This is a genomic window from Pseudazoarcus sp. NS20 (genome assembly GCF_059703745.1).
Genome location: NZ_BAAKIY010000004.1, coordinates 360,403 through 384,781, shown reverse-complemented (window position 1 = coordinate 384,781; position 24,379 = coordinate 360,403). Strand labels below are relative to the sequence as shown.

Below are 24,379 nucleotides of genomic sequence, written 5' to 3'. Positions count from 1 at the left end.
TGATCCCGATTCGGTTCTCGCGGGGCATGGATAACGAAAGCATCGTTTTCCAGCCATCGAACCCGAAGGAGCCGCCCATGAAACACACTGAGCCCGCGCGCCGCGCCGCCGATCATCCACTTCGCAGCGGCCTGCGCCAGCACATGCTGGCTCGTGCCCTGCGTGGCGCATTGCTCGGCATTGCCGCCACTGCCACCGTGTTGCCGCTCGCGGCCGCACACGCCCAGCAAGCCGAAGCCCGCCAATACGCGATTCCGGCCGGCAACCTGACCGAAGCGCTGAACCGCTTCGGCGCGGAAAGCGGCCTGCTGTTGTCGTTCTCAAATGCCCTCACCTCGGGCCTGCAGAGCCCTGGCCTGCAAGGCCGCTACACCACCGAGAGCGCACTGCAGCGACTACTGGCAGGCACCGGCCTGGAAGCCGTGCCGCGCGGCAACGGCTACCTGCTGCGCAAGGCGGCGGGCGAGGCGCGGCTCGCCCCGGTCATGGTGAGCGGCGCACCTTCACGGGAAAACGCTCGCGGGCCGGTTGCCGGCTACGTGGCGCAGCGCAGCGCCACCGGCAGCAAGACCGATGCCGCGCTGACGCAGATTCCACAAAGCATCTCGGTCATCTCAGCACAACAGATGGCCGATCAGGGCGTGCAGTCCGTCACCACCGCGCTCAGCTACACGCCCGGCGTGGTCGGCCAGTACGGCGACAACGACGTGCGGCACGACTGGCTGACGGTGCGCGGATTCACCCCCGCCCGTTATCTGAACGGCCTGCGTCTGCCGTTCGGCGCCCGCGGCTACGCCCAGCCACGCATCGAGACCTTCGGCCTTGAGCGGGTGGAAGTGCTGAAAGGACCGGCCTCGGTACTGTATGGGCAGGCTGCGCCGGGAGGCGTGTTGAACATGGTGAGCAAGCGCCCCACCGGCGAGGCCACCCGTGAAATCCAGCTTCAGTACGGCAGCCACGACCGCAAGCAGATCGGGCTCGACATCGGTGGAGCGGTCGGTGACGGCGACGTGGCCTACCGCATTGTCGGGGTGGTGCGTGACGGCGACACGGCCTTCGACCACGTCGAGGAACGCAAGCATTACCTCGCCCCTTCGCTGAGCCTGCGCCCGAGCGACGCCACCACCCTCACGCTGCTGGCGGAATATCAGAAGATCGACTCACCGGGCGGCGGCGGCGCCCCCGCACTGCCGCTCAACGGTACGCTCAACACCAACGGCTATCCGCGGCTGCCGCGCGACACCTTCGTGGGTGAGCCGGGCTATGACCACTTCAAGAACGAGCAATGGTCCGTAGGCTACGAGCTGGAGCACGAGCTGTCCGACGTGTGGACGCTGCGCCAGAACCTGCGCTACACGGAGGTCGACACCGACAGCCAGCGCGTGCAGGCCTTCTGCGCCAGCGCGGCGGCGTGCGATCCGTCGGCCCTGCAGCGCTACGCCTGGGCTTTCCCCGAGACATCGAAGCTCATCACCGTGGACAACCAGGCGGTAGCGCGCTTCGAAACCGGTAGCCTGCGCCACACCTTGCTGTTGGGGCTCGATTACTCGCGCGAAAAGAGCGCCTTCGAGGAATCTCAGCTCACCGTTCTGGGCGGCACATTCAACGCTTACGACCCGGTTTACGGCACGCCGGTGAGCCGCCCGGGAGCGGGCATGCTGATCGACCAGAAGCTCTCGCAGGTCGGCGTATACGCGCAGGACCAGATCGAAATCGACGCGCTCACCATCACCGCCAGCGGCCGCTATGACCGCGCCGACACCGACACGCTGACGCAGATGGTGGTGGCCGGCACAAGCACACGAACCAAGCAGAAAGACCGAGAGTTCACCGGCCGGCTCGGCGCCACTTATGCCTTCGACAACGGCATCCATCCGTACGTGAGTTATTCGACCTCGTTCCAGCCCGCAGGCGGCACGGATCGCAACGGCAACACCTTCGACCCCACCACCGGCCAGCAGATCGAGGCCGGCGTGAAGTACCAGCCCGATGGCTCGCGTTCGCTGCTCACGCTGTCGCTGTATCAACTCACGCAGCAAAACGTGCTCACGCCCGACCCGGTGAACACCAGCTTCCGCGTGCAATCGGGCGAGGTGCGCATGCGCGGCATCGAGCTGGAAGGCAAGTTCGAACTCACCGAGCAGCTCTCGTTGATCGCGTCCTACGCCTACACCGACAGCGAGATCACCAAGGACAACCCGACCGGCGCCGGCACCAGCAACCGGGGCAACCGGCTGTCGTTCGTGCCGCTGCATCAGGCCTCGCTGTGGGCCAACTACGATTTCGGCGGTCATCTCACCGGCTTCAGCGCCGGCGGCGGTGTGCGCTACACCGGACAGACCTGGGGCAACAACGCCAACACCACCGACGTACCCGGCTACACGCTCACCGACCTCGCGCTGCGCTACGACTTCGGCAAGCAGAATCGCGACCTCGCCGGGCTGGAATTCGCGCTGAACGTACATAACCTGTTCGACAAGCGTTACGTCAGCACCTGCCTCAACACGACGACCAGTTGCTACTGGGGCGAGGAGCGCAAGCTGACGGGCACCCTGAGCTATCGCTGGTAACACCACGACGCCATCCGGCAGGCCCTGCCGGGTGCAAATGAAAAGGCCCGCTTGAACCGAGCGGGCCTTTTTACGTTGTCCAACTCAACGCCGGTACGGCAGGTGCGCATCCGCACACGCCAGCAAACCGACGCGCAGAAAGCTCAGCGGTCGGACAGCATCGCCGCGATGTTCTCGCGCAACTCCTTCAAGGGCTCATTGCCGGTGGTGTCGAGCACGACCACACGCACGCCGGCTGCGGCCAACGCGCTTGCCAGCGCCTCCGGCGGCGTGCGGTGATGCACCACAGCCCCGACATCGGCTGCACGCAACTCATCGATCAGTGCCGACACGGCTTCGGGCGTCCACTCGGCATCGGCACGCAGATCGCGCCCTTGCAGATCAAGATTGAAGCCGCTGATGAAGTAGTCGAGCCGCTCCGACAGACTGAATACCAAGGGGTTGTCCATCGCCGCAAAGCGCTGCCCGGCCTGGGCGGCCAGCTTCACGACTTCGAGCTTGAAGGCAGCCAGATGCTGCGCCACGGCTTCGGCGTCCGACGGAGCAAGACGCGCCAGATCGTGGGCAATGATGTCGGCCATGCGCCCGAGGTTGGTCGGGTCGAGCCAGGCGTACAAGCCCTCCGCCTCACCGGCAAGCAGCGCAAGACCCGGCAACTTGCCATCGACCGGACGCCCGGCGTCGATCTCCACGATGCGGATGTTGGCGCGGCGCGCGTAGGGATACAGCACATCGTCCGCCCACACTCCACGCAGACCGATCACCGCGTCGGCATCGCGTGCGGCGCGCCCCAACGCCGCCTCGCCGCGGCCGGCCAGGAACGAGGCGTGGCGCGTGGGCGGAAGGGCTTCAGGCACCACGCGAGTCACTTCAATCTGCGTGCCGTCGGCCAACTGACGTGTCAGCGCATGCACCACAGGGTGCGCCACCAGCACGTTGGTTGCGGTCGAAGCCGGCACCTGATCCGCCGCCGACCAGGCCGACAGGCTACCCAGCAGCGCGCACGCTGCCACCACGGTCTTCATCATCTTCATGCAACTTGCCCCTTCAAGGCCGGCACGGTGCCGCGCGCGATGGCGGCGAGCGCGAACAGCGCACCGGCAAACAGAATGATTGCGGCGCCCGACGGCACCGGCAGTTCGAACTCGATCGGCAGCAGCACGCCCGCCACCGTACTCAGCGTGGCAAACAACACCGACAACCAGAAAAAGCCGCGCAGCGAGCGGCTCAGCAAGCGCGCCGCAGCCGCCGGAATGATCAGCAAGGCGCCGACCAGGATTGCGCCGATGACCTTCACCGAGGCCACCGTGACGATGGTCACCAGCACCACGAAGACGTAGTCCATCAGCTTCACGCGCACGCCGCGCACGGCGGCCAGTTGCGGGTTGAAACTGGCCACCATCATGCGGTTGTAGAGCGGCAGCGCCAGCCCCGAGACGAGCACCGCGACCACGCCCAGCACCGCCAGATCGCGGCCGTTGACAGTGAGCACCGAGCCGAACAGCACGTTCTCGAGGATGTGGATGTTCACCTTGCCCGACAGCAGCAGAAGAAGGCTGCCGCCCAGCGCCAGCGACACCGACAGGAACACGCCGATCAGCGTGTCGGGCGTCAGCCCGGTGCGGTTGCGCAGGAAGTTGAGCAAAATGCCGAACAGCAGGCAGTAGCCGAACAGGCTTCCATACGGCCCGGTGTACGGCTCGCCGAGCAGGATGCCGATGGCCACGCCGGTGAGGGCAGCATGGCCCACCGCCTCGGAGAAGAAGGCAAAGCGCTTGACCACCACCAGGGTGCCCAGGCCACCCAGCACCGGCCCGATGATGAGCCCGGCCAGCAAGGCGCTGACGACGAAGCCGTAGGCAAGCGAAGGCGGCAACCAGCCGGCCTCGGCCCAGCCCTGCACGAGCAGGCGGAAAGATTCGTAGCTCACGCGGCTTTCTCCAGATCAGGCCCGCCCTGCGCGGCCCGCGGACGCGCCGAGAACAGCTCCAGCAGGCGCTCCGGCGCGAGCATCTCGCGCGGCGGGCCATCGAACAGCACACTGCGGTTGAGGCCGGTGACGCGGTCCGCCAAGCGGCCAACGGCTTCGATGTCGTGCTCGATCCACAGCACCGTGACGCCCTCGCGCCGCCAGTCGGCCAGCAACTGCTCGAACACCACGAAGCCGGCCTCATCGAGCGCGGCCATCGGCTCATCGAGCACCAGCAGCGCCGGTGACGGAATCAGGCACTGCGCAAGCAGCACGCGCTGGCGCTCGCCGCCGGACAACGCGCCCATGCGGCGCAGCCGTTTGTCGCCCAACCCCACGCGCTCGAGCGCAACATCGATGGCGGCCATCTGGCCTCGCGCGCGGCGCAGAAAGGCCGGCCTGGCCTGGGTGGTGGCGCGCATGAAGTCCTCCACCGTCATCGGCAGGCCGGGGTCGAACTCCAGCGATTGCGGCGCATAGCCGATCACGCCGGGGGCCGCCGGCCAATCCACGCTCAGCCGCCCGCGATGGGGCATCTGACCGAGCAAGGTCTTGACCAGCGAACTCTTTCCGCCACCGTTCGGCCCCACCAGAGCATGCACGCTGCCGGCCGCAACGTGCAGCGACACGTCCCGCAGGATGGCGCTGCCGCCCAGCGTCAGCCCGACCGACTCGAAGCGCAGCGTCGGCCCGCGCCCTGAAGCGCTCATTGCGCGGCCTCGCGGATGGCGCGTACCACGGTCGCCAGGTTGCGCTCGGTCTCGCGCTCGAACTTGTCGATTTCGTACTCACCGTAGGAGATGTGGGTGAGCGGATACAAGCGCACGCCCGTCTCGCGCCGGATGGTGTCGACATAGGCCGAGGGGTAATCCAGCTCGGAGAAAATGACCTTCACATCCAGCCCGCGCAGGCGGTCGATGGTGCCCTTGAGCTGTGCCGGGCTGGGTTCGATGCCGTGAGCTGGCTCGACCACGGCAGTCACCTCGATGCCGAATTCGCGCAGCAGATAGTCGTAGGCGCCATGAACCGTGGCAACGCGGAACTCCGCACCCGGCACTTCCGCCAGCTCAGCCAGGGCATCGGCACGCAGCTTGCGCAGACGGCGCGCGAAATCCCGTGCATTGCGCTGGTAGGCCGCAGCATTCGCCGGATCAATGCGCACCAATTCGCGCGTGATGGTATTGACCTGCGCAATCGACGCCGTCACCGACAGGAAGGTGTGAGGGTTCACCACGGCGCCCGAACCGGCACGACCAGCCACACCGGTGGCCGCCAGCAGCGGCACGTCGGCATTGGCCTCGATCACCGGCAGGCCCGGCTTCTCGCTGGCTGCGATCATGCGCTCGGCGAAATCGTCATGGCCCACGCCGTTGACCACCAGCACGTCGAGCGAGCCGATGCGCTTGATGTCTTCGGCGCGCGGCTCATAGGCGTGCGGATTGAAACCGGCGGGAATCACCGGCACCACTTCGGCCAGATCACCCACGATGTTCTTCACGTAGCTGTAGTACGGATGCAGCGTGACGCCGATGCGCAGCGGGCGGGCGCGCGCCGGAGCGGACGCGAAGACGGCCGTCGGCACGATGCCGGCCAAGACCAGCGCCCCCAGCAGACGGCGGCGCGGGCGGGAGAAACGGGAAGAGTCGGACATGGATACTCCGCAAGAATGACGATCCGCACAGCCGTGCCGGATCGATGAGGCTGGTGTGCTGCCGGTCAGTGGCGGTGACGTGTCACGCCGGCATCGAAACGGCTCACGACTTGCTGCCAGCCATCGCCGGCCAGCGCAGAGGGGTGAAAGCTCAAGGGGGGCGCCACGCCGGATGAACGGTGCAGCCAGATGTCGGCCTCGGCAGAGTCCTCGCTCGCGTGCGGCACGTGCAGCAGCATGGAGCCGGCCACCTGCGGCTCGGCACTCAGCCCAACGTAGGCCTGCTCGCCGTCACGCTCAAGCAGCACCCAATCGTGCGCCCCGCGCCGGCTCAGGGCGGCATCCGGCACAAAGGGAGGCACCAGCGCCTCGGCCAGTTCGGCCACCGGCGGCGTTTCACCCCACGCCGAGAGCTCGGCCGGCACCAGGCGCAGATCGGCATACAGCCCTTGTTCGGCGACCGTCAGATCATCGCGTGCGTCGAGTTGATGGGCTTCCACCGAAGCCTGCGCTGAGGGCGTGGCGCGCACTCCCACCACCGTTCCGGCCACAGCCAGAATCGCGCAGCAGGCCAGCGCCACGAAGAGCGATTCGTGACCGGCACCCGCCGGGCGCACGACAACTTCAGCCATCAGCGAATCTCGGTGTGATCGATTTCGACGACGTGGCCGGGGCCGGCGTCGAACAGCACGTAGAACTCGCCCTCCGGGCGCTCGAAACGCAACTTGGAATCGTCATCGAGCTTGCCCTTGATGAGGATGGTTTCGTCGTAATCGATGACGTCGATCGTCACCCCCGGCGCCTTGCTGCCGTCGGAGAAGCCGCCGGTGCAGACCACTTTCTCGCCATCGGGCTCGCATACGCACACGGGGTTGTGGGCGCTGGCCACACCGGCCGCACCGCACAGCAGCACGGCCACAAGACCGCGCCAGGCGGTGTTCGCTTGAACCATCTTCATGTCGGGTTTCCTCTCTTGCTAAGCCACTCGGCGGTGGTCGGTGAAGCTTCGGCGATCGGCAGTGCGATCTGATGCATGGAGCCATCCCAGCCTTCCAGCGTGATCCACACCTCGGCATCGGGCGCAGTGCGCTCCGGCACATGCAGACCGGCCAGTTGTCGATAGGGTGAGCCGAAGAAAATGCCGCCGGCGGCACGCAGGCTGCGTGGCTTGCCGACGCGGATGTAGGCTGCCTTCACCTGCTCGGTGCACTCCGCACACAGCGCCATGCTGAAGGTCTTCATGTAGCCGGCCTGGCCATCCAGCACGGGCGGCAACAGATTCCACTCCGCCAGTCGCACCGACCACGGGCCGACGGCGTATTCGCCGACGATGCGCTCGCCCAGGCCCTTGGCGCCGCGGTTCATCTCGATGCGGTCGAAGTAGCCGACGACATAGAACAGCGGCAGCAACGCAAGAATCAGGCTGATGCGGAAAATCCAGCGCTTGCGCGCCACGTTCTGCGGTTTCTTGCGTGGTTTTGGCGCGGCACCACTCACCATGGCGTTGCTCATCCCAGCACCTCCTGCGCAGTGGCTGCAGGCTGCGCGCGCTGCTTGCGCAAGGCCGCCGCAGTTGCCTGAGCGGTACGTTTGGTCCAGATCAACATGCCGCTGAGCACCATCAAGGTCAGCAACGCACCGAACAGGAAATACACCAGCTTCAGCCACAAGCCGGCGAAATCACCGGTGTGCAGCGGGCGCATGGATTCGGTGACCAGCTCCAGCGCGCTGCGGTCGGATACGCGGCGCACGTACACCACGTCACCGTCGTACGGGTTGATGTGCAGACGCTCGAACAGCAGCGGGTAAGCGCCGCGCCCCAGCACCATCACCGGGTCGTAGGCATTGCCTGGCAGGCGCACGAACATCGGCTCCAGCCCCGGCAGATATTCAGCGGCCTTGCCGGCCGCCTCGTCGAGCGAAATCATCGGCGCGCGCAGGCCATCCGCCGTGTAGGGCGCGTCCTCACGCGCCACCACCGGCGGCACGCCTTCGGTGGAAATCGATATCGACAGATCCGACAGCACCGCCTGCACCAGAAACCACAAACCGGTGATCGAAATGATGAGGATGAACGGGATCGACCAGATGCCCGCCAGGCGGTGAAAATCGCCCCAGAACACGCGAGCGCCCTGACTGAAGCGCAATTTGGGACGCAGGAATGCGCGCCAGAATTTCTTGTACACCACCAGCCCCGTGACCAGCGAAACCAGCATCGGCAAGCCGAGCAGCGACACGGCATACCAGCCGAAGTTGAAGCCGTTGTCGAAGGGCATCAACAACCAGCCGTGCAGCGCCCGGATGAACTGACGGAAGTCGAACCCCGACTGCGTGCCCTGAATCTCGCCCGTGTAGGGATTAACGAACAAGGTCCCGCTGGTGCCATCGGCGTAGCCGGCACGCACCGTCAGCGCGAACTGCGACTTGACCGGACGCGAGATGGACTGCACCACGGCATCCGGCCGCGCACCGTTCACGGCCGCCAGAATCTCGTCGTAGCCGAGCACCTGCGCATCCGCTGCCGGCGCACGCGCCCTTACGGCCGGGTCGGCCAACCACATGATTTCCTGGCTGACGGTGGCAATTGAGCCGGTCAGGCAGACGAAGAACATGAACATCCACAACGGCAGCGCGGCCCAGCCATGCACCAGGAACCACAGCCGCGCGCGCCCGGCCTTGCGCGGAGCGGATTCCGCAGGAGCCAGGGCGGTGCTCATCGGCCGCTCCATACGCACTCGGCGGGAAATCTCGACATAGCCATGCACTCTCCTCGATACGGGCCGCCAGCCCGCGCAACACGCAAAAAAGCCCGCCCCGCTTGAGCGCTCGGGGCGGGACGCCGGCGTTTTCACCGACCCTCTATTAGCCATGTCGTTTGAGCGGTCGGAATCGGCCGCTTTGTTACAAATGCTTACGCAGCACTGCCGCCGCCGGCAATGCTGCTGAGACCTGAAACACACTTCGACTGATTGACGCCACCGTAGCACAAAAGTCAGAATGCGAATACTTATCGTTAGCATGCTGTTTTCGATATCAGCCCTTTTCACGGAATCCGCGTGCCGCTCAACCCGCCCTCACATGTCGTCGTAGCGCTGTACCGCGAACACAACCACTGGCTTCACCAGTGGTTGCATCGCCGCATCGGCTGCACGCAGCAAGCGGCCGACCTCGCGCAGGACACCTTTCTGCGCCTGCTCGCGGGCCGCATGGAGCGCCTTGGCGAATTGCGCGAGCCTCGCGCCTACCTCACCACGGTGGCGCGCGGCGTGCTGATCGACCACATCCGGCGGCGCGAGCTTGAGCGTGCCTACCTCGAGGCATTGGCGGCACTGCCGGAGGAGCACGCCCCGTCACCGGAACAGCGCTATCTGGCCGTGGAGGCCTTGCTCGAAGTCGACCGCATGCTCGACGGCCTGTCGCCCAAAGCAAAAGCGGCTTGGCTGTTCAGCCGCATCGACGGCCTGCAGCAAACCGACATCGCGCAGCGCCTCGGGGTATCGACCTCACGCGTGCGCCAATACCTGGCCGAGGCCGCCAAGCGCTGCTACCGCCTGCGCTTCGGCGTGGCACCGTGAGCTCGGTCAGTTCTCCCTCGGCCGCCGACAAGCGCCCCGTCCCGGAACACGTTCTGGACGAGGCCATTGCCTGGCAGCTACGCCTTGATGGCGGCCATGCCGACGACGCGCAGCCCGACCTCGCCGCATGGCTGGCCCGTCACCCGGACAATGCACGCGCCTGGAAGCAGCTCCAGCACATCGACAACGAGCTGCGCAGCCTCACCCCATTGCGCAACGACGCGCTGCGCACGGCGCTCAACCGCAAACCACGCCGTCCCGCAGCAGGCACTTTGGCTGCAAGCCTCGTCGTCGCGGCCACCTTGCTGCTCGGCGGTGTGGTGGCCGACCGTCAGCAACCGCTCGGCAACCTGCTCGCCGACCATCACACCGGCACCGGAGAGATACGCAGCGTGACGCTGCCCGACGGCACCGAAGTGATCCTCAATGCCCGCAGCGCCATTGACCTTGCCTTCGACGCCAATCTGCGCGGCATCCGCCTGCTGGCCGGAGAAATCGCGGTGCGCACCGCGCACGGCGACCCCCGGCCACTGGTGGTGCATACCGCTCAGGGTTCGCTGCGCGCACTGGGCACGCGCTTCACGGTGCGCAGCGAGGCCACCCGCAGCACGCTGGTGGTGACGCAATCCGCCGTATTGGCGCGCGCGGCCACGTGCTCGCCGCTGCCGGGCACCCCATGCGAGCGGGAACGCCGCATCGCGGCCGGTCAGGGCATTCATCTGGACGCCGACGGCCCCGGCACGCCGTGGTCGGCACCCGCCGAATCCGACGCCTGGCGCGACGGCATGCTGGTAGTGGAAGACGCCCCGCTGGGTGAGGTCGTGGCCGAGCTGCGTCGTCACCGTCGCGGCTTTCTTTCGATCTCGCCGCAGGCGGCTGCCTTGCGCGTGACGGGTACGGTACCGCTGGCCGACACGGACCGCGCCCTCGCAGCACTCACGCACGCGCTGCCGGTGCATCTGGCACGCCGCACCGGCCTGTGGCTGCATGTGGAGCACACGCCCACGCCGTGAGGCACCGCGACAAATCCGCGGGGCGGCCCTGTCGCTTTTCGACGCTCATCCGGCAAAGGGGAGAACACCTCGTTTCCACCCCTTTTCGGAGCCTGACGTGACCCGCCCCCATCGCACCACCCCCTCCCCCCGCCACCTGGCGCTTGCCGTGGCCCTGCTGCTGGCCGGGCCGCTTGCCGCGCCCACATTCGCGCAGAGCGAAGCCCCCGGCGCTGCGCAAGCCGGCACCCGTAACTACGACATCACCCCGGGTACGCTGGCCGGCACGCTCAACCGCATCGCCCGCGATGCCGGCCTGACCATCACCTTCGATGCCGGCATGGCCGCCGGTTTGTCCGCACCCGAGGTGCGGGGCCGCATGGGGCCGGAACAGGCCCTGCGGCACGCCTTGTCGGGGAGCGACCTGCAACTCGTGCGCACCGGCGCCGGCAGCTACACCTTGCGCGCGCACAACCCCACGGCTTTGGCGCCGATAACGGTACGCGGCCAGGGCGAACGTGGCCTCGGCCCGGTCGAGGGCTACATCGCGCGGCGCAGCGTCACGGCCACCAAGGCCGACATTCCGCTTATCGAAACGGCGCAGTCGGTGAACGTGGTCACCGCCGATCAAATCGAAATCCAGAACGCCGAAACCCTGCATCAGGCCTTGCGCTACACGCCGGGCGTACAGCCGATGGGCTCGGACAGCACCACCAGTGACGGCATGATCATCCGCGGCTTCAATGTCACCGGCGCCGCGCCGATGTACCTGAACGGCACGAAGCTCTCGCGCAACACCTTCAGCGGCGTGTCCGAACCCTACGCCATGGAACGCATCGAGCTGCTCAAGGGGCCGGCATCGGTGCTGTACGGCAACGCCGCGCCGGGCGGCATCATCAACATGGTGACCAAACAACCACAGGCCGAGCCGCTGCGCGAGCTCAAATTCCAGCTGGGCAGCTTCGACCGCAAACAGGTCGCTGGCGACTTCGCGGGCAAGCTCAATGATGAAGGCTCACTCACCTATCGCGTGACCGGCCTGATGCGCCGCAGCGACACGTCGGTGGAGCATATCCATGACGACCGCAACTTCGGCTCGGCCGCTCTGCGCTGGGACCCCGGCCAAGGCACCTCACTCACCCTGCTGGCCAATCATCAACGCAACGACACGGTGTACAACTACGGCCTGCCGTTCGCAGGCACCGCACAGCGCAACCCCAACGGGCGGATCGACCGTGATCGCTTCACCGGCGAACCCGGCTTCAATCGCTTCGAGACCACCAACACCACGGTCGGCTACCTGCTCAGCCACGACATCAACGACACCTTCACCTTCCGTCAGAACCTGCTGCACTACCGCAGCAGCACGGATTACGCCGATATCGGCTTCGGCGCGCTGGACGCCACGCAACGTTTCGTCTCGCGCAGCGCCTACACGCGCGCTGACGAAGATCGCTCCTGGACCATCGACAACCAGCTCGAAGCCAAATGGACCAGCGGCCGTGTCGAACACACCTCACTGCTGGGCATCGATTACACGCAAAGCCGCTTCGAGCGTGAGCAATACAACGGCACCGTGGCCGATCTGGATCTCTACGCCCCGGTGTATGGCTCGCCGGTCACCCTCAACCCCACCCCGGGCCAGGACTTCCAGGACAAATCCCGCCAGATTGGCGTGTATGCCCAGCAACACATGAAGTTCGACGAGCGCTGGGTGCTCACCCTCGGCGGACGCTACGACAAGGTGAAATCCACGCGCGACAACCACATCACCGGCGCCTCGGGCACCACCTACGATGACGACGCCTTCACCGGGCGTGTCGGCGTGGTGCGGCTGTTCGAGAGCGGCTGGGCGCCCTACGTGAGCTATGCGCAATCCTTCGAGCCTGCCTCGGGTTCGACGGCAAGCGGCCAGCCCTTCAAGCCGACCGAAGGGGAGCAGTACGAGGTCGGTGTGCGCTATCAGCCGCCGGGCACCTCGCACTCCATCACCGCCTCGGTGTATGAGCTCACGCAGCAGAACGTCACCACGACCCACCCGACGCTCGCCGGCCAGTTCGTCCAGGAGGGTGAGGTGCGCTCGCGTGGTCTGGAACTCGAGGCGCGCGCCCACCTCACCCACGACCTCAACGTGATCGCCTCCTACGGCTACATCGACAACGCCGTCACCAAGAGCAACTCCGGCACCGAGGGCAACCGCTTCGGTGGCGTGCCACGGCACACCGCGGCGGTGTGGGTGGACTACGCCATCAACGACGCGCTTGGCGTCGGTGGCGGCGTGCGTCACTACGGCAGTTCGAAGAACCTCGCCAACACGGTGGACGTGAAGGGCCACACCGTCGTGGATGCGGTGCTCAACTATCGCTTCGCACCTGAATGGCAACTGGCGCTGAACCTCAACAACCTCTTCGACGAGCGCTATGTGACGTGCAGCTATGCGTGCTTCTACGGCACACCGCGCTCCGCCACGGCCACCGTCAGCTATCGTTGGTGAGCCCACGAAAGCCCGATCGGCGACGCCGGTCGGGCACGGTTTCGCTGCCTCGGCAGGAACTGCCGTGCATGTGAACGCTCTCAGCCGTGGCTTCGATTCTGCAGTAGGCAAAAATGCGCGAACCGCTGTAAGGAATCACGCGCTCGCCCGACGAAGCTGCGGACGTCACGCAAACGCGGCTCCAGACGCCTCCCGCGCTGAGCTCGTTGCTCGATGTTCATCCAACCCAAAAGAAGGAGATCAGCATGTCCAGCAAAAAGAAACTCGTCTCGCTCGCTCTTGGCTCCACCTTCGCCCTGGCCTCGATGGGCGCGGTCGCGGCAAACGCTGAAAACCCGTTCTCGGCTTCGTCGCTGTCGTCCGGCTATCAGGTTGCCGCCAGCGACAAGGCCGGCGAGGCCAAGTGCGGCGCCAAAGGCGACAAGAAAGAAGAAGCCAAATGCGGTGCCAAAGACGACAAGAAAGGCGAAGCCTCCTGCGGCGGCAAGAAGTGATTCCGCTGGCTGTCTGAAGACCGGCGACGGGGCTGCGGCCTCGTCGCCGTTTGACGAGGAACTGTCATGCCGCTCGAACGCACACCACAGGGTGCCGGCCTGGGCTTTCGCCGCGAGCTGATTGCGCCGCTGCGTGAGCAAGGCGTGCCGCCCGCGGTGGGCTTCTTTGAAATCGCACCGGAGAACTGGGCCGGTGTGGGTGGTCGCAGCGCGATTGATCTGCGCGAATTCACCGAACGCCACCCCTTCGTCTGCCACGGCCTGTCGTTGTCACTCGGCGGCCCCGGCCCGCTCGACGAAGCCCTGCTGCGCCGCGTGCGCGCTTTCATGCGCGAACACGGCATCACGCTGTACACCGAACACCTTTCATGGTGCGCCGACGCGCATCAGTTGTACGACCTGCTGCCGATCCCCTTCACGCACGAGGCCGTGCGCTGGGTGGCAGAGCGCATCCGCCGCGCGCAGGACATTCTCGGCATGCGCATCGGCATCGAAAACACTTCGGCCTATCTGGCTCCGCCCGGCGCCGAAATGAGCGAGCCCGAGTTCGTCGCCGCCGTCGCGCGCGAGGCCGACTGCCTGCTGCATCTGGACGTGAACAACGTCTTCGTGAACAGCCGCAATTTCGGCTTCGACCCGCTCGCCTACCTCGACACCCTGCCGTTGGAGCGCGTGGCCTACATGCACGTGGCCGGCCATCACGTGGAAGACGACGGCCTGCTCATCGACACCCACGGCGCCGACGTCATCGACCCGGTGTGGGCACTGCTCGATGGCGCCTGTGCGCGGCTGGGCCGCACGGTGCCAACCTGCCTCGAGCGTGATTTCGACTTCCCCCCGCTGGCCGAACTGGCCGCCGAGGTCGAGCGCATCGCCGCCATCCAGGCGCAGCACGCGCCGGCCGCGCGAAGCGTGGCGCCATGAACGCGCCGGCCTCGTTCCGGGATTTCCAGCACGCCTTTGCGCGCCACCTGCGCGACCCGCATCACGTCGCCCGCCCGGCCGGCTTGCCGGCGCGCCGCAGCCGCGTGTATGAGCGCCTGCTGTTCAACAATGTGCGTGGCTTCGTCGACCGCTGCTTCCCGGTGTGTCGCACGCTACTGGGCGAAGCCCGCTGGACGCGGCTAATCCGCTGCTTCTACCGCGACTGGCCGCTCGCCACGCCGTGGTTCCGCGAGATTCCGCGCGAATTCGTGCGCTATCTGGGCGAGGCCGACATCGCCATGCCGCGCCCGCGCTGGCTCGCCGATCTGGCCCGGCATGAATGGGCCGAGCTGGCGGTGGACGTGATGGATGTGCCGCTGCCTCCGCACGATACAGCCGGCGACATGCTCGCGCGCCCGGTGGTGCTCAACCCGGCGATGATGAATCTGGCGTATGCGTGGCCGGTGCATCGCATCGGGCCGGATTTCCGCCCGCGCAAACCGCAACCCACTTTCATCGTCGTGCATCGAGATGCAGCCGGCGATGTGCGCTTTACCGAAGTGAATGCGGTGACTTCACGCCTGCTCGACCTGCTCGCCGAATCCCCCTCCGGCCGTGCTGCCATTGAGCAACTCGCCGCCGAACTGCACCACCCCGACCCGCAGGCCCTGTGCGGCTTCGCCGCCGGCCTGCTGGCCGAGCTGCAGTCGCAGGGCATCGTGCTCGGGACAGTGTCGTAGCATCGTAGGTCGCGATGAACCGCAGGTGAATTGCGACGCGCCGACACCATCGACAAGCTCCAACGTCGGAATTCGTTGCGCTCATCCCGACCTACGGGTAAGCGCAACACCGCTTGGCTTTGGTGGCTTTGGTAGGGCGGATTAGCGCAGCGTAATCCGCCGGATGTTTGGCCCATCCGGCGCAATGCCCTTCGGTTATTGCGCCCTACGAGATTTGCACCGCCGTGCTCAGCAACGCGCCCGAATCAGCGGAATCCACATCTCTTCCGGCGACAAACCGCCGTGCACGCCGATCAGGTGGTGGTAACGCTCGCCCGGCACGCTGTCGACCACCGTCCAGCCGGGCTCCATCAGCAATGCGTGCGTACCGGTGCGCTCAGCCAGTCGCGTATTGAAAGGCCCCGGCCCGAACAAGCCACCCTTCACCAGAGCGGCAGAGCGCGCCACCACGGCCTTGCCGGCAAACACCTCAGCCGCCGCAGCTTCGAACTCTGCCTCACGCCCCTTCTTCACGGCGCAGAAGGCGGCGCGGCGCTCACCCCACAGCGGGCATTCGAGCATGGCCATGAGTTGCGGGTGATCGTCCAGGTTCACCGTGCGCTCGTAGTCGGCGTCCGTGAAGCCGTGATCGGCCGTCACCACCACGTCGCAGTCGAGCCCCTTCAGGCGCTCCAGCAGCGTTGCGAACGCAGCATCTACCAACCGGAACTCCTCCACCGCCTGCGGTGAGGTCGAGCCGAACTCATGGCTGATGGTGTCGAACATGGGGTAATAGGCGTGGATGTAGCCGCCACCAGCCGCGTGCATCTGGCCCGCGCCTTTCGTCACCGCCTCGACCAGCCCATCCACGTCCCGCGCATAGCCCATGATGCGCGCACCACGGCAATGGCGCTTCGAGAAACGCGACCACGCGATCTCGCGCGGCGACACCACCAGGCTCGGCCGGGCACGGTGCTGATACAGACTGCGGTAGGGGAACAGGCGCTGCGTCAGGCGCAGCGCCACCAGAGCGTCGCCCCCGCGCCGATACAGCGGCAGCGGCGCAACGATGCCGCCGAAGCGTTGGTCGCGAATGAACCAGCCGGTGAGGCCATGCTGCGCGGGCGACAGACCGGTCATCGTGGCCGTGACGGCGGCCGAGGTGGTGGAGGGGAATACCGAAGTGAGCCGCCCCTGCCGGTGCGCAGCCAGCACGCTGCCAGTGCCGAAACGCTGCAGAAAGGCGTCGCCCAGGCCATCGATCAGCAGGAACACCAGCGTGCGCCCCGAGCCCACCACCAGGTCCGGCAAAGGCGCCACCCCCGGCCGATCATCCAGAAAGGCGGCGAAGGCATTCACCAGCCCGTGCAGGCCGCCCGCGGCATAGTCCGGCAGCACGGAATCACGGGGCAAATCGAAAGGCAGAGCGCGCTTGGTCATGCCCACAGCGTAGCGAAATCCGCCGACGCGTGCGCGGCCCGATGCGCTATCGTTCGCCCACAGGCGCACACCCCGCCACTGGAGGCTTTCGTGAAGTTCGATACTGCAACCGTTCGGCTCATTCTGGCCATCGTGGAGCACGGCAGCATCTCGCGCGCCGCCGACCGGCTGGGCCTCGCCGTGGCGGCCGCGTCACGCCGCGTGACGGACCTCGAACAGCAACTCGACGCCAAGCTCTTCAAGCGCATGCCGCACGGCGTGGTGGTCACCGAATCGGGCGCGCGCCTGCTGGCCCACCTGCGCCAGATCGACACGCTGGTCGACCGCCTGGCGGGCGATGCCCAGGCCATCCGTGACGGTCTCAGCGGGCGCATCCTCATCGCCGCCCCCAAGGCCGTGGTCATCCCCTTTCTGGCGCAGGATCTGGCGCGTGTTCGGCGCAGTTTTCCCGACATCGCGCTGCGCGTGGTGGAGGAAAACAGCCAGATCGTGCAGCAGATGCTGCGCGACAAGGTGGTCGATATCGGCATCTACGAACACCGCAGCGGCTACCTCGACATGGAGAAGCTGCCCTACCGCAGCGACCGCCTGGTGCTGGTGTACAGCACCGCGCACTACCACTTCGACGGCGCGCCGGTGGGGCTGGATGCACTGCTTGAGCTGCCGGTGGTGAGCCTGGGCCGCGGCTCGGCCATTCTCACCGCCGTGCAGCGCGCCTACCGCAGCCGCGGCCGGCCGTTTTCCAACGACTTCGAGGTGTCGGGCTTCGACTCCATGCTGGCGCTGGTGCGCAACGGCCTGGGCGTGGGGCTGATGCCGCCCGACGTATTCGCCGGCTTCCACCCTGAAGCCACCCTCGCCAGCATTGAGCTGGAAGGCGACTGGCACCACCGCAGCTTCGTGCTCTCGCGCACCGCCGGCCACGCACAGGCGCAGACGCTGGAGAACGTGGTGCGCGCCCTGATCGACGCCGCCCCCTCGCTATAACCCGCTTTCGCAATTTGCGAAACCTGACATGCCCGTCGCGCCGTTGCCGGCCGACGGCCAGCGGCCGATAGTCCTTCCTGCATACAACGGCGGCCTGTGCAAGGCCGCAGCCCACGTCACCGCACAGGAAATCGCCCCATGTCCGCCAAGAATCTCCCCCTCGAAGGCATCCGCGTACTCGACGTCAGCCAGGTCATGGCCGGCCCCTTCGCCTGCATGTTGCTGGCCGATCTCGGCGCCGACGTGATCAAGGTCGAGCCGCCCGAAGGCGACCAGACCCGCGGCGCCATGGGCTTCAAGATGAAGGGGCCGGACAGCATGGGCTTCCTCAACATGAACCGGAACAAGCGCTCGCTCTCCATCGACCTCAAGAGCGACGAAGGCCGTGAGTTCTTCTACGAGCTGGCCAAGACCGCCGACGTGATCGTCGAGAACTACCGCCCCGGTGTGGTCCAGCGCCTGCGCATCGACTACGAAACCATCAAGGCCATCAACCCCAAGATCGTTTACGTCAGCATCTCGGGCTTCGGCCAGAGCGGCCCGTGGGCCATGCGCCCCGGCTTCGACCTGATGGCACAGGCCATGACGGGCGTGATGAGCGTCACCGGCTACCCCGGCGGCAAGCCGGTGAAGGCCGGCGTGCCGGTGGCCGACATCGGCTGCGCGCTGTTCGCCACCTACGGCCTGCTGTCGGCCTACATCGGCGCGCAGAAAAGCGGCGAAGGCCAGCACATCGACGCCTCATTGTTCGACGCCGCCATGGCCTTCTCGATCTGGGACATGTCGGCCTACTGGGGCAACGGCGAAATGCCGGAGCCGGTCGGCACCGCCAACAAGATGAGCGCGCCCTACCAGGCCGTGAAAGCCAAAGACGGCTACTTCGTGATGGGTGCCACTAACCAGAAGCTGTGGACCCAACTGTGCGAACTCATCGGCCAGCCCGAACTCGCCACTCAACCCGAATTCGCCACCATCGCGCAGCGCCTGAAAAACCGCGAACTGCTCATCGAAGCGCTGGAAGAGGAATTCGCCAAGAAGGACGCCGACGAGTGGATCGAACTCATGCTCGCCGCCAAGATCCCGGCCGGCCCGATCCTGTCCTACCCCGAAGCCTTCGGCAGCGAACACGGCCAGCACCGCGGCATGTGCATGGAGATCGACCACCCCATCGAAGGCAAGGTCAAGAACATCGGCTTCCCCGTGAAGATGCTCGGCACCCCGCAACAGGTGCGCCGCCACCCGCCGCTGCTGGGGGAACACAATGAAGAGATTGCGGCGGAAATCGGGGTGAAAGCCTCCTGACCCACGCACGTCGCCGGCACAGCGCTGACCAGTCAGAGCGAGCGCCCGCGCCGGCCTTTCGCCTCCCGGATCAAAGCAACAGGCGCTGAAGCGCTGGTGGCGGACACAAAACGGGCAGATCAATTGATCTGCCCGTCTTCATGTCTCCAGCAGCGTGCTCTGATCCGTCAGGCGGAGCCCTGTTGCCAGCGCACATAAGCAGCGCGCGTCACATCCGATACCGACTCCAGCGCTTTCTGATGCTGCACCTTATGGCGCAGGATCAGCCGGGCGTCGGCCACACCGCGTGATTTGCAGTACCAGTGGCAACTGTGCTGGAACAGGTACAACTCGGCCGCGAGGTGAAAGGCGCGGCGCTTGGGGTCGAGTTGCTCGGTGTTCTCGACGACGTGCTGCAAGCCCGCCGCATGGATGCGCAGCAATGCACGGAAATCGCGCGTGGCTGCAGGCAGGACATGTTCGATGTAGGGCACGCAGAACGGCAAGATTCCCATCGCGGCGTCCTGCTGCGTCTCGCGCTGCATGGCGTCGGCCAGCGACTGCACTTGTGCGGCCACCGCGCGCTCGGTCTGGGCGAAGGTCTCCAGCACTTGAAGGCGGCGGGATTCGGAATCTTCGCCGATGGCGCGGGTGTAGCCCTGCGTCAGCGTCTCCATGTGCTTTTCGAGCCGAAGCGCAGCCAGGTGACGGCTCAACAGGGTGATGTGCCCGCGCTGATACCGCATGCGCAGTGCGTGCCAGGCGGCAAACGCCACCAACAGGGTGAATGCAATTTCCATCGCCAGCGTTCCTCAATGGTCGAGCGGCTTGCCGATACATGCTCAGCCCCGCATGCCGTAAAGCGTGCTTCCAACCGTGGCCGGCATTGCGGAGCGAACAAAACAAAAGGCCCAAACCGTGGTTTGGGCCTTTTGTCTTTATCTGGAGCGGGAGAAGAGTCTCGAACTCTCGACCTCAACCTTGGCAAGGTTGCGCTCTACCAACTGAGCTACTCCCGCGTTACTACTGGAGGCGCGACTCGGAATCGAACCGGGGTACACGGCTTTGCAGGCCGCTGCATAACCACTCTGCCATCGCGCCACACTACCGGCATCCCGACGCGCCGCGCTCGGGCGGAATTCCCATCTGGCAATTCCGAAAATCTCTGGAGCGGGAGAAGAGTCTCGAACTCTCGACCTCAACCTTGGCAAGGTTGCGCTCTACCAACTGAGCTACTCCCGCTCGGGAAGACCGCCATTATAGTGAGCGATAAAACGCTGTCAAGCGGGTGCGCAGCAAGATTTTCAGAAACGCAGATCCGCCTCACCACGGCCCGGTGGCAGGATGCGCAATGCGCTACGCTTCGCGCTCCGGCGTTTTTCCCGTGCCATCGTGACAGCCTCCACACCCGAAACCGCTCGCGCCCCGCGCTCGCTGACCGAATTGTTCGTGACCTTCACGCTGCTCGCCCTGCAAGGCTTTGGCGGTGTGCTGGCGGTGGCGCATCGCACGCTGGTCGAGCGCAAGCAGTGGATGACGCGTCAGGAGTTCGTCGAACTGCTGTCGGTCTCGCAATTGTTGCCGGGCGCCAACATCGTCAACCTCGCGCTGATGACGGGCGACCGCCATTTCGGCTGGCGCGGTGCGCTGGCGGCATTGGCCGGCATGATGACCGTGCCGCTCATCGTGCTGCTGACGCTGGTCGTCACCTACAACGAGTTCGCCCATCTGCCGGCGGTATCGGGCGCACTGCGCGGCATGGGCGCAGTGGCCGCCGGGCTGACCATGGGCATGGGCTTCAAGCTGGCCGGCGCGCTGCGTGGCAACCCGATGGGGCTGGTGGTGTGCATCGGCATCGGCGTGCTGACCTTCGTGCTGGTGGCCGTCGTGCGCGCACCATTGCTGTGGGTGGTGCCCGGCCTGGGGCTGAGCGGATGGTGCATCGCGCGCTGGTGCCTGCTGCGTGCCGAGCGCCGTCGCGAGGAGCGGCCATGACCGAGTTCCTGCTCTCCGACCTGCCGGAGTTGTTCGGGCGCTTTCTGATGCTGTCGCTGCTGTCGGTGGGCGGCGCGATGTCCACCGCGCCCGAGATGCATCGCTTTCTGGTGACGCAGAAAGACTGGATGGAGAACACCGAGTTCACCAGCTCGATCGCCATCGCGCAGGCCGCACCCGGCCCCAACCTGCTGTTCGTGGCGGTACTGGGCTATCAGGTGTTCGGCCTGCTCGGCGCCGCCGCCACCTTGATCGGCATGCTGGTGCCCTCGGCCATCGTCACCCTGACCGCCAGCCGCTGGGGCCACAAACGCCGCGACACGCTGGGTGTGCGCGCCTTCATCCACGGCTTGGCGCCGATGACCATCAGCCTGCTGCTGGCCGCCGGCTGCATCCTTGCCCTGCCCTTCATACAGCAGCCCGACCACCGGCTGGGCGGCATGCTGTTGATCGGCTTCACCATCGTCATGATGCTGACGACCAGGATCGCACCGATCTGGCTGATTCTGATCGGGGCTGCGGTCGGGGCACTGGGTGGGATCTGAGCTGGATCACGCGCGGCATCATTGGCGCACGGTCGATTGCAAGGAGCGTAGAGACGACGCAATCTTGCAGCCTTTGCACTCAGCACACTCACCGGATTGCCGCACTACGCTCGCAATGACGTAATGGAGCCCGCGCTCAGCGGAACGGCAAACCGGCTGGACGCAAAACGGGGGAATGCGCGACGGCCCCGGCAAGGAGCACACGCCTCTCAGCGCGCCAACACGCTGATGACCAGCGCATTGGCCAGATCGATGAAGAAACCGCAGACCAGCGGCACCACGATGAAGGCGCGCGGAGCGGCGCCGTACTCGCGCGTGACGGCGGTCATGTTGGCCACTGCGGTGGCCGTGGAACCCAGGGCAATGCCGCCAAAGCCCGAGCAGACCACCACGGCCTCGTAATCGCGCCCCATGGCTCTGAACACCACGAAAACGGTGAATAGCACTACGAGCACGATCTGCACCAACATCGTCGCCGTGATGAAGCCGAGCACCGGCTGCAGCTCCCACAAACGCAGGCCCATCAACGCCATGGTGAGGAACAGGCCAAGGCTGATGTCCGAGATGAGCGCCATGCCTGGCCGCATGCTGCGCAGATTCCAGAGGCGGCCACGACCATCGGGCCACAGCAGATCCGCCCCGCCACGCAGCAACAGACCAGCCACCAGGCAGCCGACGAAAGCTGGCAGCGTAACGGGCGTCAAGGCCATCACGCTGCTGATGGCTTCGCCCAGCATCAGCGCGACGTTGAGCCACAGCACCGCCAGCAGAACACCGTAGTAGTCGAGCTTCACGAAAGGCTCGTCATCGTGCATGGCGCCCACCTCCAGCGCGGCGTCATCCGAGGGGCGCACGTTGCGGCGATTGATGAGATAGGCGGCAATCGGCCCGCCGATGAGGCAGGCCGAGATCAACCCGAGCATGTTGGCGGCCATGCCGAGCTCTTCGGCCTGCCCGATGCCGAGGTTTTCGACGAAGTGCGGCGCCCATGCCATGGTGGTGCCCACACCGCCGGTAAGCGACACCGAGCCCACCATCAGCCCGGCCTGCGGCTCCAGACCGAAAAGCGCCGCCATGCCCATGCCGGTGAAGTTCTGCAGCACCATGAAAAGGATGGCCAGCACGGACAGGATGGCCAGCGGCCGCCCGCCTCTCGCCAATGTCCCGAACTGGCTACTCAAGCCGATGCCGGCGAAGAAGTACAACAACAGCTGATCACGCAGCGTGCGGTCGAAGCCGAGCTCGACGCCGAACAGGTAATAGAGCGCACACAGCGCCAATGCGCACAACACGCCCCCCACCAGCGCTTCCGGAATACTGTAGCGGCGCAGCACATCAACACGCGCCACCAGCCCCTTGCCGATGAACAGCAAGAGGATGGCGAGTGTGGCGGTGTGAAAAAGATCGAGCTGAACGGGAGGCATGAGGCAAGGGCGAAAAAGCAGGCACGCGATGCAGGATCATACCGGCAAGGGCACGACGCCTGCCTTCCACCCCGTTCAAGAACTCAGCGCAGTCCTGGGCCAGCGGGTCCCAGGCGGTGGCAGACGAGCAACGCGCCCCGCACCGCACGGCGACCTCCCTTGACGGCATAATTGCGCACCGCTCAACCGGAGTTCCCGCCATGCGCCGCACACTCGCACTCGCCACCATCGCCGCCATCACCACCCTGCTCGCCGCCTGCAGCAAGGTGACCGCCGAGAACTACAACAAGATCGAACTCGGTCAGAGCTACGAACAGGTACAAGAGCTGATCGGCAAGCCGACGAGCTGCGACGACGTGCTGGGCGCACGCAACTGCGTGTGGGGCAAGGCCGGCAGCTCTCGCGTGAATATCACCTTCGCGGGTAACAAGGTCGTGTTGTTCAGCGCCCAGAACCTGCGCTGAAGGCCTTGCAGGGCGGATGCTAGAATGGCCGGCGTTTTCCGCCACACCCAGCAGCCCACTCATGAACGCACCCGCCGCCGGCAACCCCCCATCTCACATCAGCGCCGCCGAATGGCAGGCGCGCATCGATCTGGCTGCAGCCTACCGTCTGGTCGCCCGGCGCGGCTGGGACGATCTGATCTACACGCACGTTTCGGCACGCCACCCCGAGCTTGAAAACGCCTTTCTGATCAACCGCTTCGGTCTGCGCTTTGCCGAGGTGACGGCATCGAACCTGCTGGTGATCGACGGCGCCGGCAAGGTGATCGGCGACCAGCAGTGCCGCGCCAACCCGGCCGGCTTTGCGATCCACGCCGCGGTGCATGCCGCCCGCGAAGACGCCCACTGCGTGATGCACTTGCACACCGATGCCGGCATTGCCGTGTCGATGCTCGACTGCGGGCTGCTGCCGGTGTCGCAGCACGCCATGCGCTTCTGGAAGAGTATCGGCTATCACGACTACGAAGGCATTGCGCTGACCCCGCCGGAGGCCCAGCGCCTGGTCGAGCACTTGGGCAAGCACCCGGCGCTGATCCTGCGCAACCACGGCACCATGACGGTCGGCCGCACGGTGGCCGAGGCCTATGTGTTGATGGACACGCTGGAAAAGGCCTGTCGCACGCAATTGGCCGCCATGGCCGCTGCGCCCGGCGGCATCACGCTGCCGCCCGAAGCGGTGCTCGACCACACGCTGGCGCAACTCACCGGTGACTGGGAGCCCGAGGGCGAGCTCGAATGGCCGGCGCTGCTGCGCATGCTCGAACGCGAAGAACCCGATTTCCTGAGCTGAAACCCCAAACCATCAAGGAGAACCAC

Annotated in this window: 24 protein-coding genes and 3 tRNA genes; 13 read left to right on the top strand and 14 right to left on the bottom strand. The window is 66.0% G+C overall.

Translation table 11 applies throughout. The annotated features are described in order from the left end of the window. Positions 1-77: 77 nt before the first annotated feature. Entirely contained in the window at positions 78-2,570 is a 2,493-nt protein-coding gene (locus AC6H0W_RS13630; RefSeq protein ID WP_497577724.1) for a TonB-dependent siderophore receptor, read from the top strand. Positions 2,571-2,713: 143 nt separating this feature from the next. Here the strand turns inward: AC6H0W_RS13630 and AC6H0W_RS13625 are convergent, their stop codons facing one another. From AC6H0W_RS13625 to AC6H0W_RS13590, 8 genes are all read right to left on the bottom strand, one after another. Beyond that, on the bottom strand, positions 2,714-3,604 hold the full coding sequence (locus AC6H0W_RS13625; protein ID WP_497577723.1) for a metal ABC transporter substrate-binding protein: 891 nt from the start codon (positions 3,602-3,604) through the stop codon (positions 2,714-2,716). Then, on the bottom strand, positions 3,601-4,500 hold the full coding sequence (locus tag AC6H0W_RS13620; protein ID WP_497577722.1) for a metal ABC transporter permease: 900 nt from the start codon (positions 4,498-4,500) through the stop codon (positions 3,601-3,603). The genes AC6H0W_RS13625 and AC6H0W_RS13620 overlap by 4 nt, the downstream gene beginning before the upstream one ends. Beyond that, a complete protein-coding gene (locus tag AC6H0W_RS13615; protein ID WP_497577721.1) occupies positions 4,497-5,249 on the bottom strand; it encodes a metal ABC transporter ATP-binding protein in 753 nt (250 codons plus the stop codon). The genes AC6H0W_RS13620 and AC6H0W_RS13615 overlap by 4 nt, the downstream gene beginning before the upstream one ends. After that, a complete protein-coding gene (locus AC6H0W_RS13610) occupies positions 5,246-6,190 on the bottom strand; it encodes a metal ABC transporter solute-binding protein, Zn/Mn family (protein ID WP_497577720.1) in 945 nt (314 codons plus the stop codon). The genes AC6H0W_RS13615 and AC6H0W_RS13610 overlap by 4 nt, the downstream gene beginning before the upstream one ends. 65 nt (positions 6,191-6,255) lie before the next feature. Next, positions 6,256-6,822 (bottom strand): DUF6162 family protein, encoded by a 567-nt coding sequence (locus tag AC6H0W_RS13605; protein ID WP_497577719.1) that lies wholly within the window; start codon positions 6,820-6,822, stop codon positions 6,256-6,258. Then, a complete protein-coding gene (locus AC6H0W_RS13600) occupies positions 6,822-7,148 on the bottom strand; it encodes a hypothetical protein (RefSeq protein WP_497577718.1) in 327 nt (108 codons plus the stop codon). Before AC6H0W_RS13600 ends, AC6H0W_RS13605 begins: the two co-directional genes overlap by 1 nt. Then, the gene (locus AC6H0W_RS13595) at positions 7,145-7,702 is read right to left on the bottom strand and encodes a PA2404 family protein (RefSeq protein WP_497577717.1); all 558 of its coding nucleotides are present in this window, start codon (positions 7,700-7,702) and stop codon (positions 7,145-7,147) included. Before AC6H0W_RS13595 ends, AC6H0W_RS13600 begins: the two co-directional genes overlap by 4 nt. Continuing rightward, positions 7,699-8,907 (bottom strand): PepSY-associated TM helix domain-containing protein, encoded by a 1,209-nt coding sequence (locus AC6H0W_RS13590; RefSeq protein ID WP_497577716.1) that lies wholly within the window; start codon positions 8,905-8,907, stop codon positions 7,699-7,701. The genes AC6H0W_RS13595 and AC6H0W_RS13590 overlap by 4 nt, the downstream gene beginning before the upstream one ends. A 339-nt stretch (positions 8,908-9,246) precedes the next feature. Here AC6H0W_RS13590 and AC6H0W_RS13585 point away from each other — a divergent pair, with 339 nt between their 5' ends. The 6 genes from AC6H0W_RS13585 to AC6H0W_RS13560 all read left to right on the top strand — a co-directional run bounded on the left by AC6H0W_RS13585 (position 9,247) and on the right by AC6H0W_RS13560 (position 15,409). After that, positions 9,247-9,765, top strand: coding sequence for a sigma-70 family RNA polymerase sigma factor (locus AC6H0W_RS13585; RefSeq protein WP_497577715.1), 519 nt, complete (start codon positions 9,247-9,249; stop codon positions 9,763-9,765). Beyond that, positions 9,762-10,778: a FecR family protein gene (locus AC6H0W_RS13580; protein WP_497577714.1), complete on the top strand. Its 1,017-nt coding sequence runs from the start codon at positions 9,762-9,764 to the stop codon at positions 10,776-10,778. The genes AC6H0W_RS13585 and AC6H0W_RS13580 overlap by 4 nt, the downstream gene beginning before the upstream one ends. Positions 10,779-10,875: 97 nt before the next feature. Beyond that, positions 10,876-13,251, top strand: a complete 2,376-nt coding sequence (locus AC6H0W_RS13575; protein WP_497577713.1) for a TonB-dependent siderophore receptor — start codon at positions 10,876-10,878, stop codon at positions 13,249-13,251. Positions 13,252-13,496: 245 nt separating this feature from the next. After that, positions 13,497-13,745 carry a hypothetical protein gene (locus AC6H0W_RS13570; RefSeq protein ID WP_497577712.1) on the top strand — a complete coding sequence of 83 codons (249 nt, stop codon included), beginning with the start codon at positions 13,497-13,499 and terminating at the stop codon, positions 13,743-13,745. 66 nt (positions 13,746-13,811) lie between these two features. Next, entirely contained in the window at positions 13,812-14,669 is an 858-nt protein-coding gene (locus tag AC6H0W_RS13565) for an HvfB family MNIO-type RiPP peptide maturase (protein ID WP_497577711.1), read from the top strand. Then, positions 14,666-15,409, top strand: a complete 744-nt coding sequence (locus tag AC6H0W_RS13560; protein ID WP_497577710.1) for an HvfC family RiPP maturation protein — start codon at positions 14,666-14,668, stop codon at positions 15,407-15,409. Before AC6H0W_RS13565 ends, AC6H0W_RS13560 begins: the two co-directional genes overlap by 4 nt. A gap of 228 nt (positions 15,410-15,637) precedes the next feature. Here AC6H0W_RS13560 and AC6H0W_RS13555 read toward each other — a convergent pair whose 3' ends face one another. Next, on the bottom strand, positions 15,638-16,828 hold the full coding sequence (locus AC6H0W_RS13555; protein WP_497577709.1) for an alkaline phosphatase family protein: 1,191 nt from the start codon (positions 16,826-16,828) through the stop codon (positions 15,638-15,640). 90 nt (positions 16,829-16,918) lie between these two features. Between AC6H0W_RS13555 and AC6H0W_RS13550 the strand changes: the two genes are divergently transcribed. Both AC6H0W_RS13550 and AC6H0W_RS13545 read left to right on the top strand, forming a co-directional pair. Further along, the gene (locus tag AC6H0W_RS13550) at positions 16,919-17,815 is read left to right on the top strand and encodes a LysR family transcriptional regulator (protein WP_497577708.1); all 897 of its coding nucleotides are present in this window, start codon (positions 16,919-16,921) and stop codon (positions 17,813-17,815) included. A 138-nt stretch (positions 17,816-17,953) separates the two neighbouring features. Beyond that, the gene (locus AC6H0W_RS13545) at positions 17,954-19,117 is read left to right on the top strand and encodes a CaiB/BaiF CoA transferase family protein (protein ID WP_497577707.1); all 1,164 of its coding nucleotides are present in this window, start codon (positions 17,954-17,956) and stop codon (positions 19,115-19,117) included. Between the two features lie 167 nt (positions 19,118-19,284). On the opposite strand, the gene AC6H0W_RS13540 is transcribed toward AC6H0W_RS13545, so the two are convergent. The 4 genes from AC6H0W_RS13540 to AC6H0W_RS13525 form a co-directional block, all read right to left on the bottom strand. Then, positions 19,285-19,896, bottom strand: coding sequence for a hypothetical protein (locus AC6H0W_RS13540; protein WP_497577706.1), 612 nt, complete (start codon positions 19,894-19,896; stop codon positions 19,285-19,287). Positions 19,897-20,039: 143 nt separating this feature from the next. Then, positions 20,040-20,115, bottom strand: a tRNA-Gly gene (locus AC6H0W_RS13535). Positions 20,116-20,123: 8 nt separating this feature from the next. Then, positions 20,124-20,197: transfer RNA gene (locus AC6H0W_RS13530), tRNA-Cys, on the bottom strand. A 65-nt stretch (positions 20,198-20,262) separates the two neighbouring features. Beyond that, positions 20,263-20,338, bottom strand: a tRNA-Gly gene (locus AC6H0W_RS13525). Positions 20,339-20,488: 150 nt separating this feature from the next. Between AC6H0W_RS13525 and AC6H0W_RS13520 the strand changes: the two genes are divergently transcribed. Continuing rightward, the gene (locus AC6H0W_RS13520) at positions 20,489-21,091 is read left to right on the top strand and encodes a chromate transporter (protein ID WP_497577705.1); all 603 of its coding nucleotides are present in this window, start codon (positions 20,489-20,491) and stop codon (positions 21,089-21,091) included. Further along, positions 21,088-21,636, top strand: coding sequence for a chromate transporter (locus AC6H0W_RS13515; RefSeq protein WP_497577704.1), 549 nt, complete (start codon positions 21,088-21,090; stop codon positions 21,634-21,636). Before AC6H0W_RS13520 ends, AC6H0W_RS13515 begins: the two co-directional genes overlap by 4 nt. A gap of 209 nt (positions 21,637-21,845) precedes the next feature. Here the strand turns inward: AC6H0W_RS13515 and gltS are convergent, their stop codons facing one another. Continuing rightward, the gene (gltS, locus tag AC6H0W_RS13510) at positions 21,846-23,060 is read right to left on the bottom strand and encodes a sodium/glutamate symporter (RefSeq protein WP_497577703.1); all 1,215 of its coding nucleotides are present in this window, start codon (positions 23,058-23,060) and stop codon (positions 21,846-21,848) included. Positions 23,061-23,260: 200 nt separating this feature from the next. Here gltS and AC6H0W_RS13505 point away from each other — a divergent pair, with 200 nt between their 5' ends. Beyond that, positions 23,261-23,524 carry a hypothetical protein gene (locus AC6H0W_RS13505; RefSeq protein WP_497577702.1) on the top strand — a complete coding sequence of 88 codons (264 nt, stop codon included), beginning with the start codon at positions 23,261-23,263 and terminating at the stop codon, positions 23,522-23,524. Between the two features lie 61 nt (positions 23,525-23,585). Next, positions 23,586-24,353, top strand: coding sequence for a class II aldolase/adducin family protein (locus AC6H0W_RS13500; RefSeq protein ID WP_497577701.1), 768 nt, complete (start codon positions 23,586-23,588; stop codon positions 24,351-24,353). Positions 24,354-24,379: the final 26 nt, after the last annotated feature.

Bases quoted from the DNA above. Each gene is read 5' to 3' on its own strand.
- AC6H0W_RS13540 (WP_497577706.1), bottom strand. From the start codon at position 19,896: ATGGAAATTGCATTCACCCTGTTGGTGGCGTTTGCCGCCTGGCACGCA.
- AC6H0W_RS13565 (WP_497577711.1), top strand. From the start codon at position 13,812: ATGCCGCTCGAACGCACACCACAGGGTGCCGGCCTGGGCTTTCGCCGC.
- gltS (WP_497577703.1), bottom strand. From the start codon at position 23,060: ATGCCTCCCGTTCAGCTCGATCTTTTTCACACCGCCACACTCGCCATC.
- AC6H0W_RS13555 (WP_497577709.1), bottom strand. From the start codon at position 16,828: ATGACCAAGCGCGCTCTGCCTTTCGATTTGCCCCGTGATTCCGTGCTG.
- AC6H0W_RS13615 (WP_497577721.1), bottom strand. From the start codon at position 5,249: ATGAGCGCTTCAGGGCGCGGGCCGACGCTGCGCTTCGAGTCGGTCGGG.
- AC6H0W_RS13610 (WP_497577720.1), bottom strand. From the start codon at position 6,190: ATGTCCGACTCTTCCCGTTTCTCCCGCCCGCGCCGCCGTCTGCTGGGG.
- AC6H0W_RS13570 (WP_497577712.1), top strand. From the start codon at position 13,497: ATGTCCAGCAAAAAGAAACTCGTCTCGCTCGCTCTTGGCTCCACCTTC.
- AC6H0W_RS13625 (WP_497577723.1), bottom strand. From the start codon at position 3,604: ATGAAGATGATGAAGACCGTGGTGGCAGCGTGCGCGCTGCTGGGTAGC.
- AC6H0W_RS13500 (WP_497577701.1), top strand. From the start codon at position 23,586: ATGAACGCACCCGCCGCCGGCAACCCCCCATCTCACATCAGCGCCGCC.
- AC6H0W_RS13605 (WP_497577719.1), bottom strand. From the start codon at position 6,822: ATGGCTGAAGTTGTCGTGCGCCCGGCGGGTGCCGGTCACGAATCGCTC.
- AC6H0W_RS13600 (WP_497577718.1), bottom strand. From the start codon at position 7,148: ATGAAGATGGTTCAAGCGAACACCGCCTGGCGCGGTCTTGTGGCCGTG.
- AC6H0W_RS13590 (WP_497577716.1), bottom strand. From the start codon at position 8,907: ATGAGCACCGCCCTGGCTCCTGCGGAATCCGCTCCGCGCAAGGCCGGG.
- AC6H0W_RS13595 (WP_497577717.1), bottom strand. From the start codon at position 7,702: ATGAGCAACGCCATGGTGAGTGGTGCCGCGCCAAAACCACGCAAGAAA.
- AC6H0W_RS13560 (WP_497577710.1), top strand. From the start codon at position 14,666: ATGAACGCGCCGGCCTCGTTCCGGGATTTCCAGCACGCCTTTGCGCGC.
- AC6H0W_RS13505 (WP_497577702.1), top strand. From the start codon at position 23,261: ATGCGCCGCACACTCGCACTCGCCACCATCGCCGCCATCACCACCCTG.
- AC6H0W_RS13545 (WP_497577707.1), top strand. From the start codon at position 17,954: ATGTCCGCCAAGAATCTCCCCCTCGAAGGCATCCGCGTACTCGACGTC.
- AC6H0W_RS13515 (WP_497577704.1), top strand. From the start codon at position 21,088: ATGACCGAGTTCCTGCTCTCCGACCTGCCGGAGTTGTTCGGGCGCTTT.
- AC6H0W_RS13630 (WP_497577724.1), top strand. From the start codon at position 78: ATGAAACACACTGAGCCCGCGCGCCGCGCCGCCGATCATCCACTTCGC.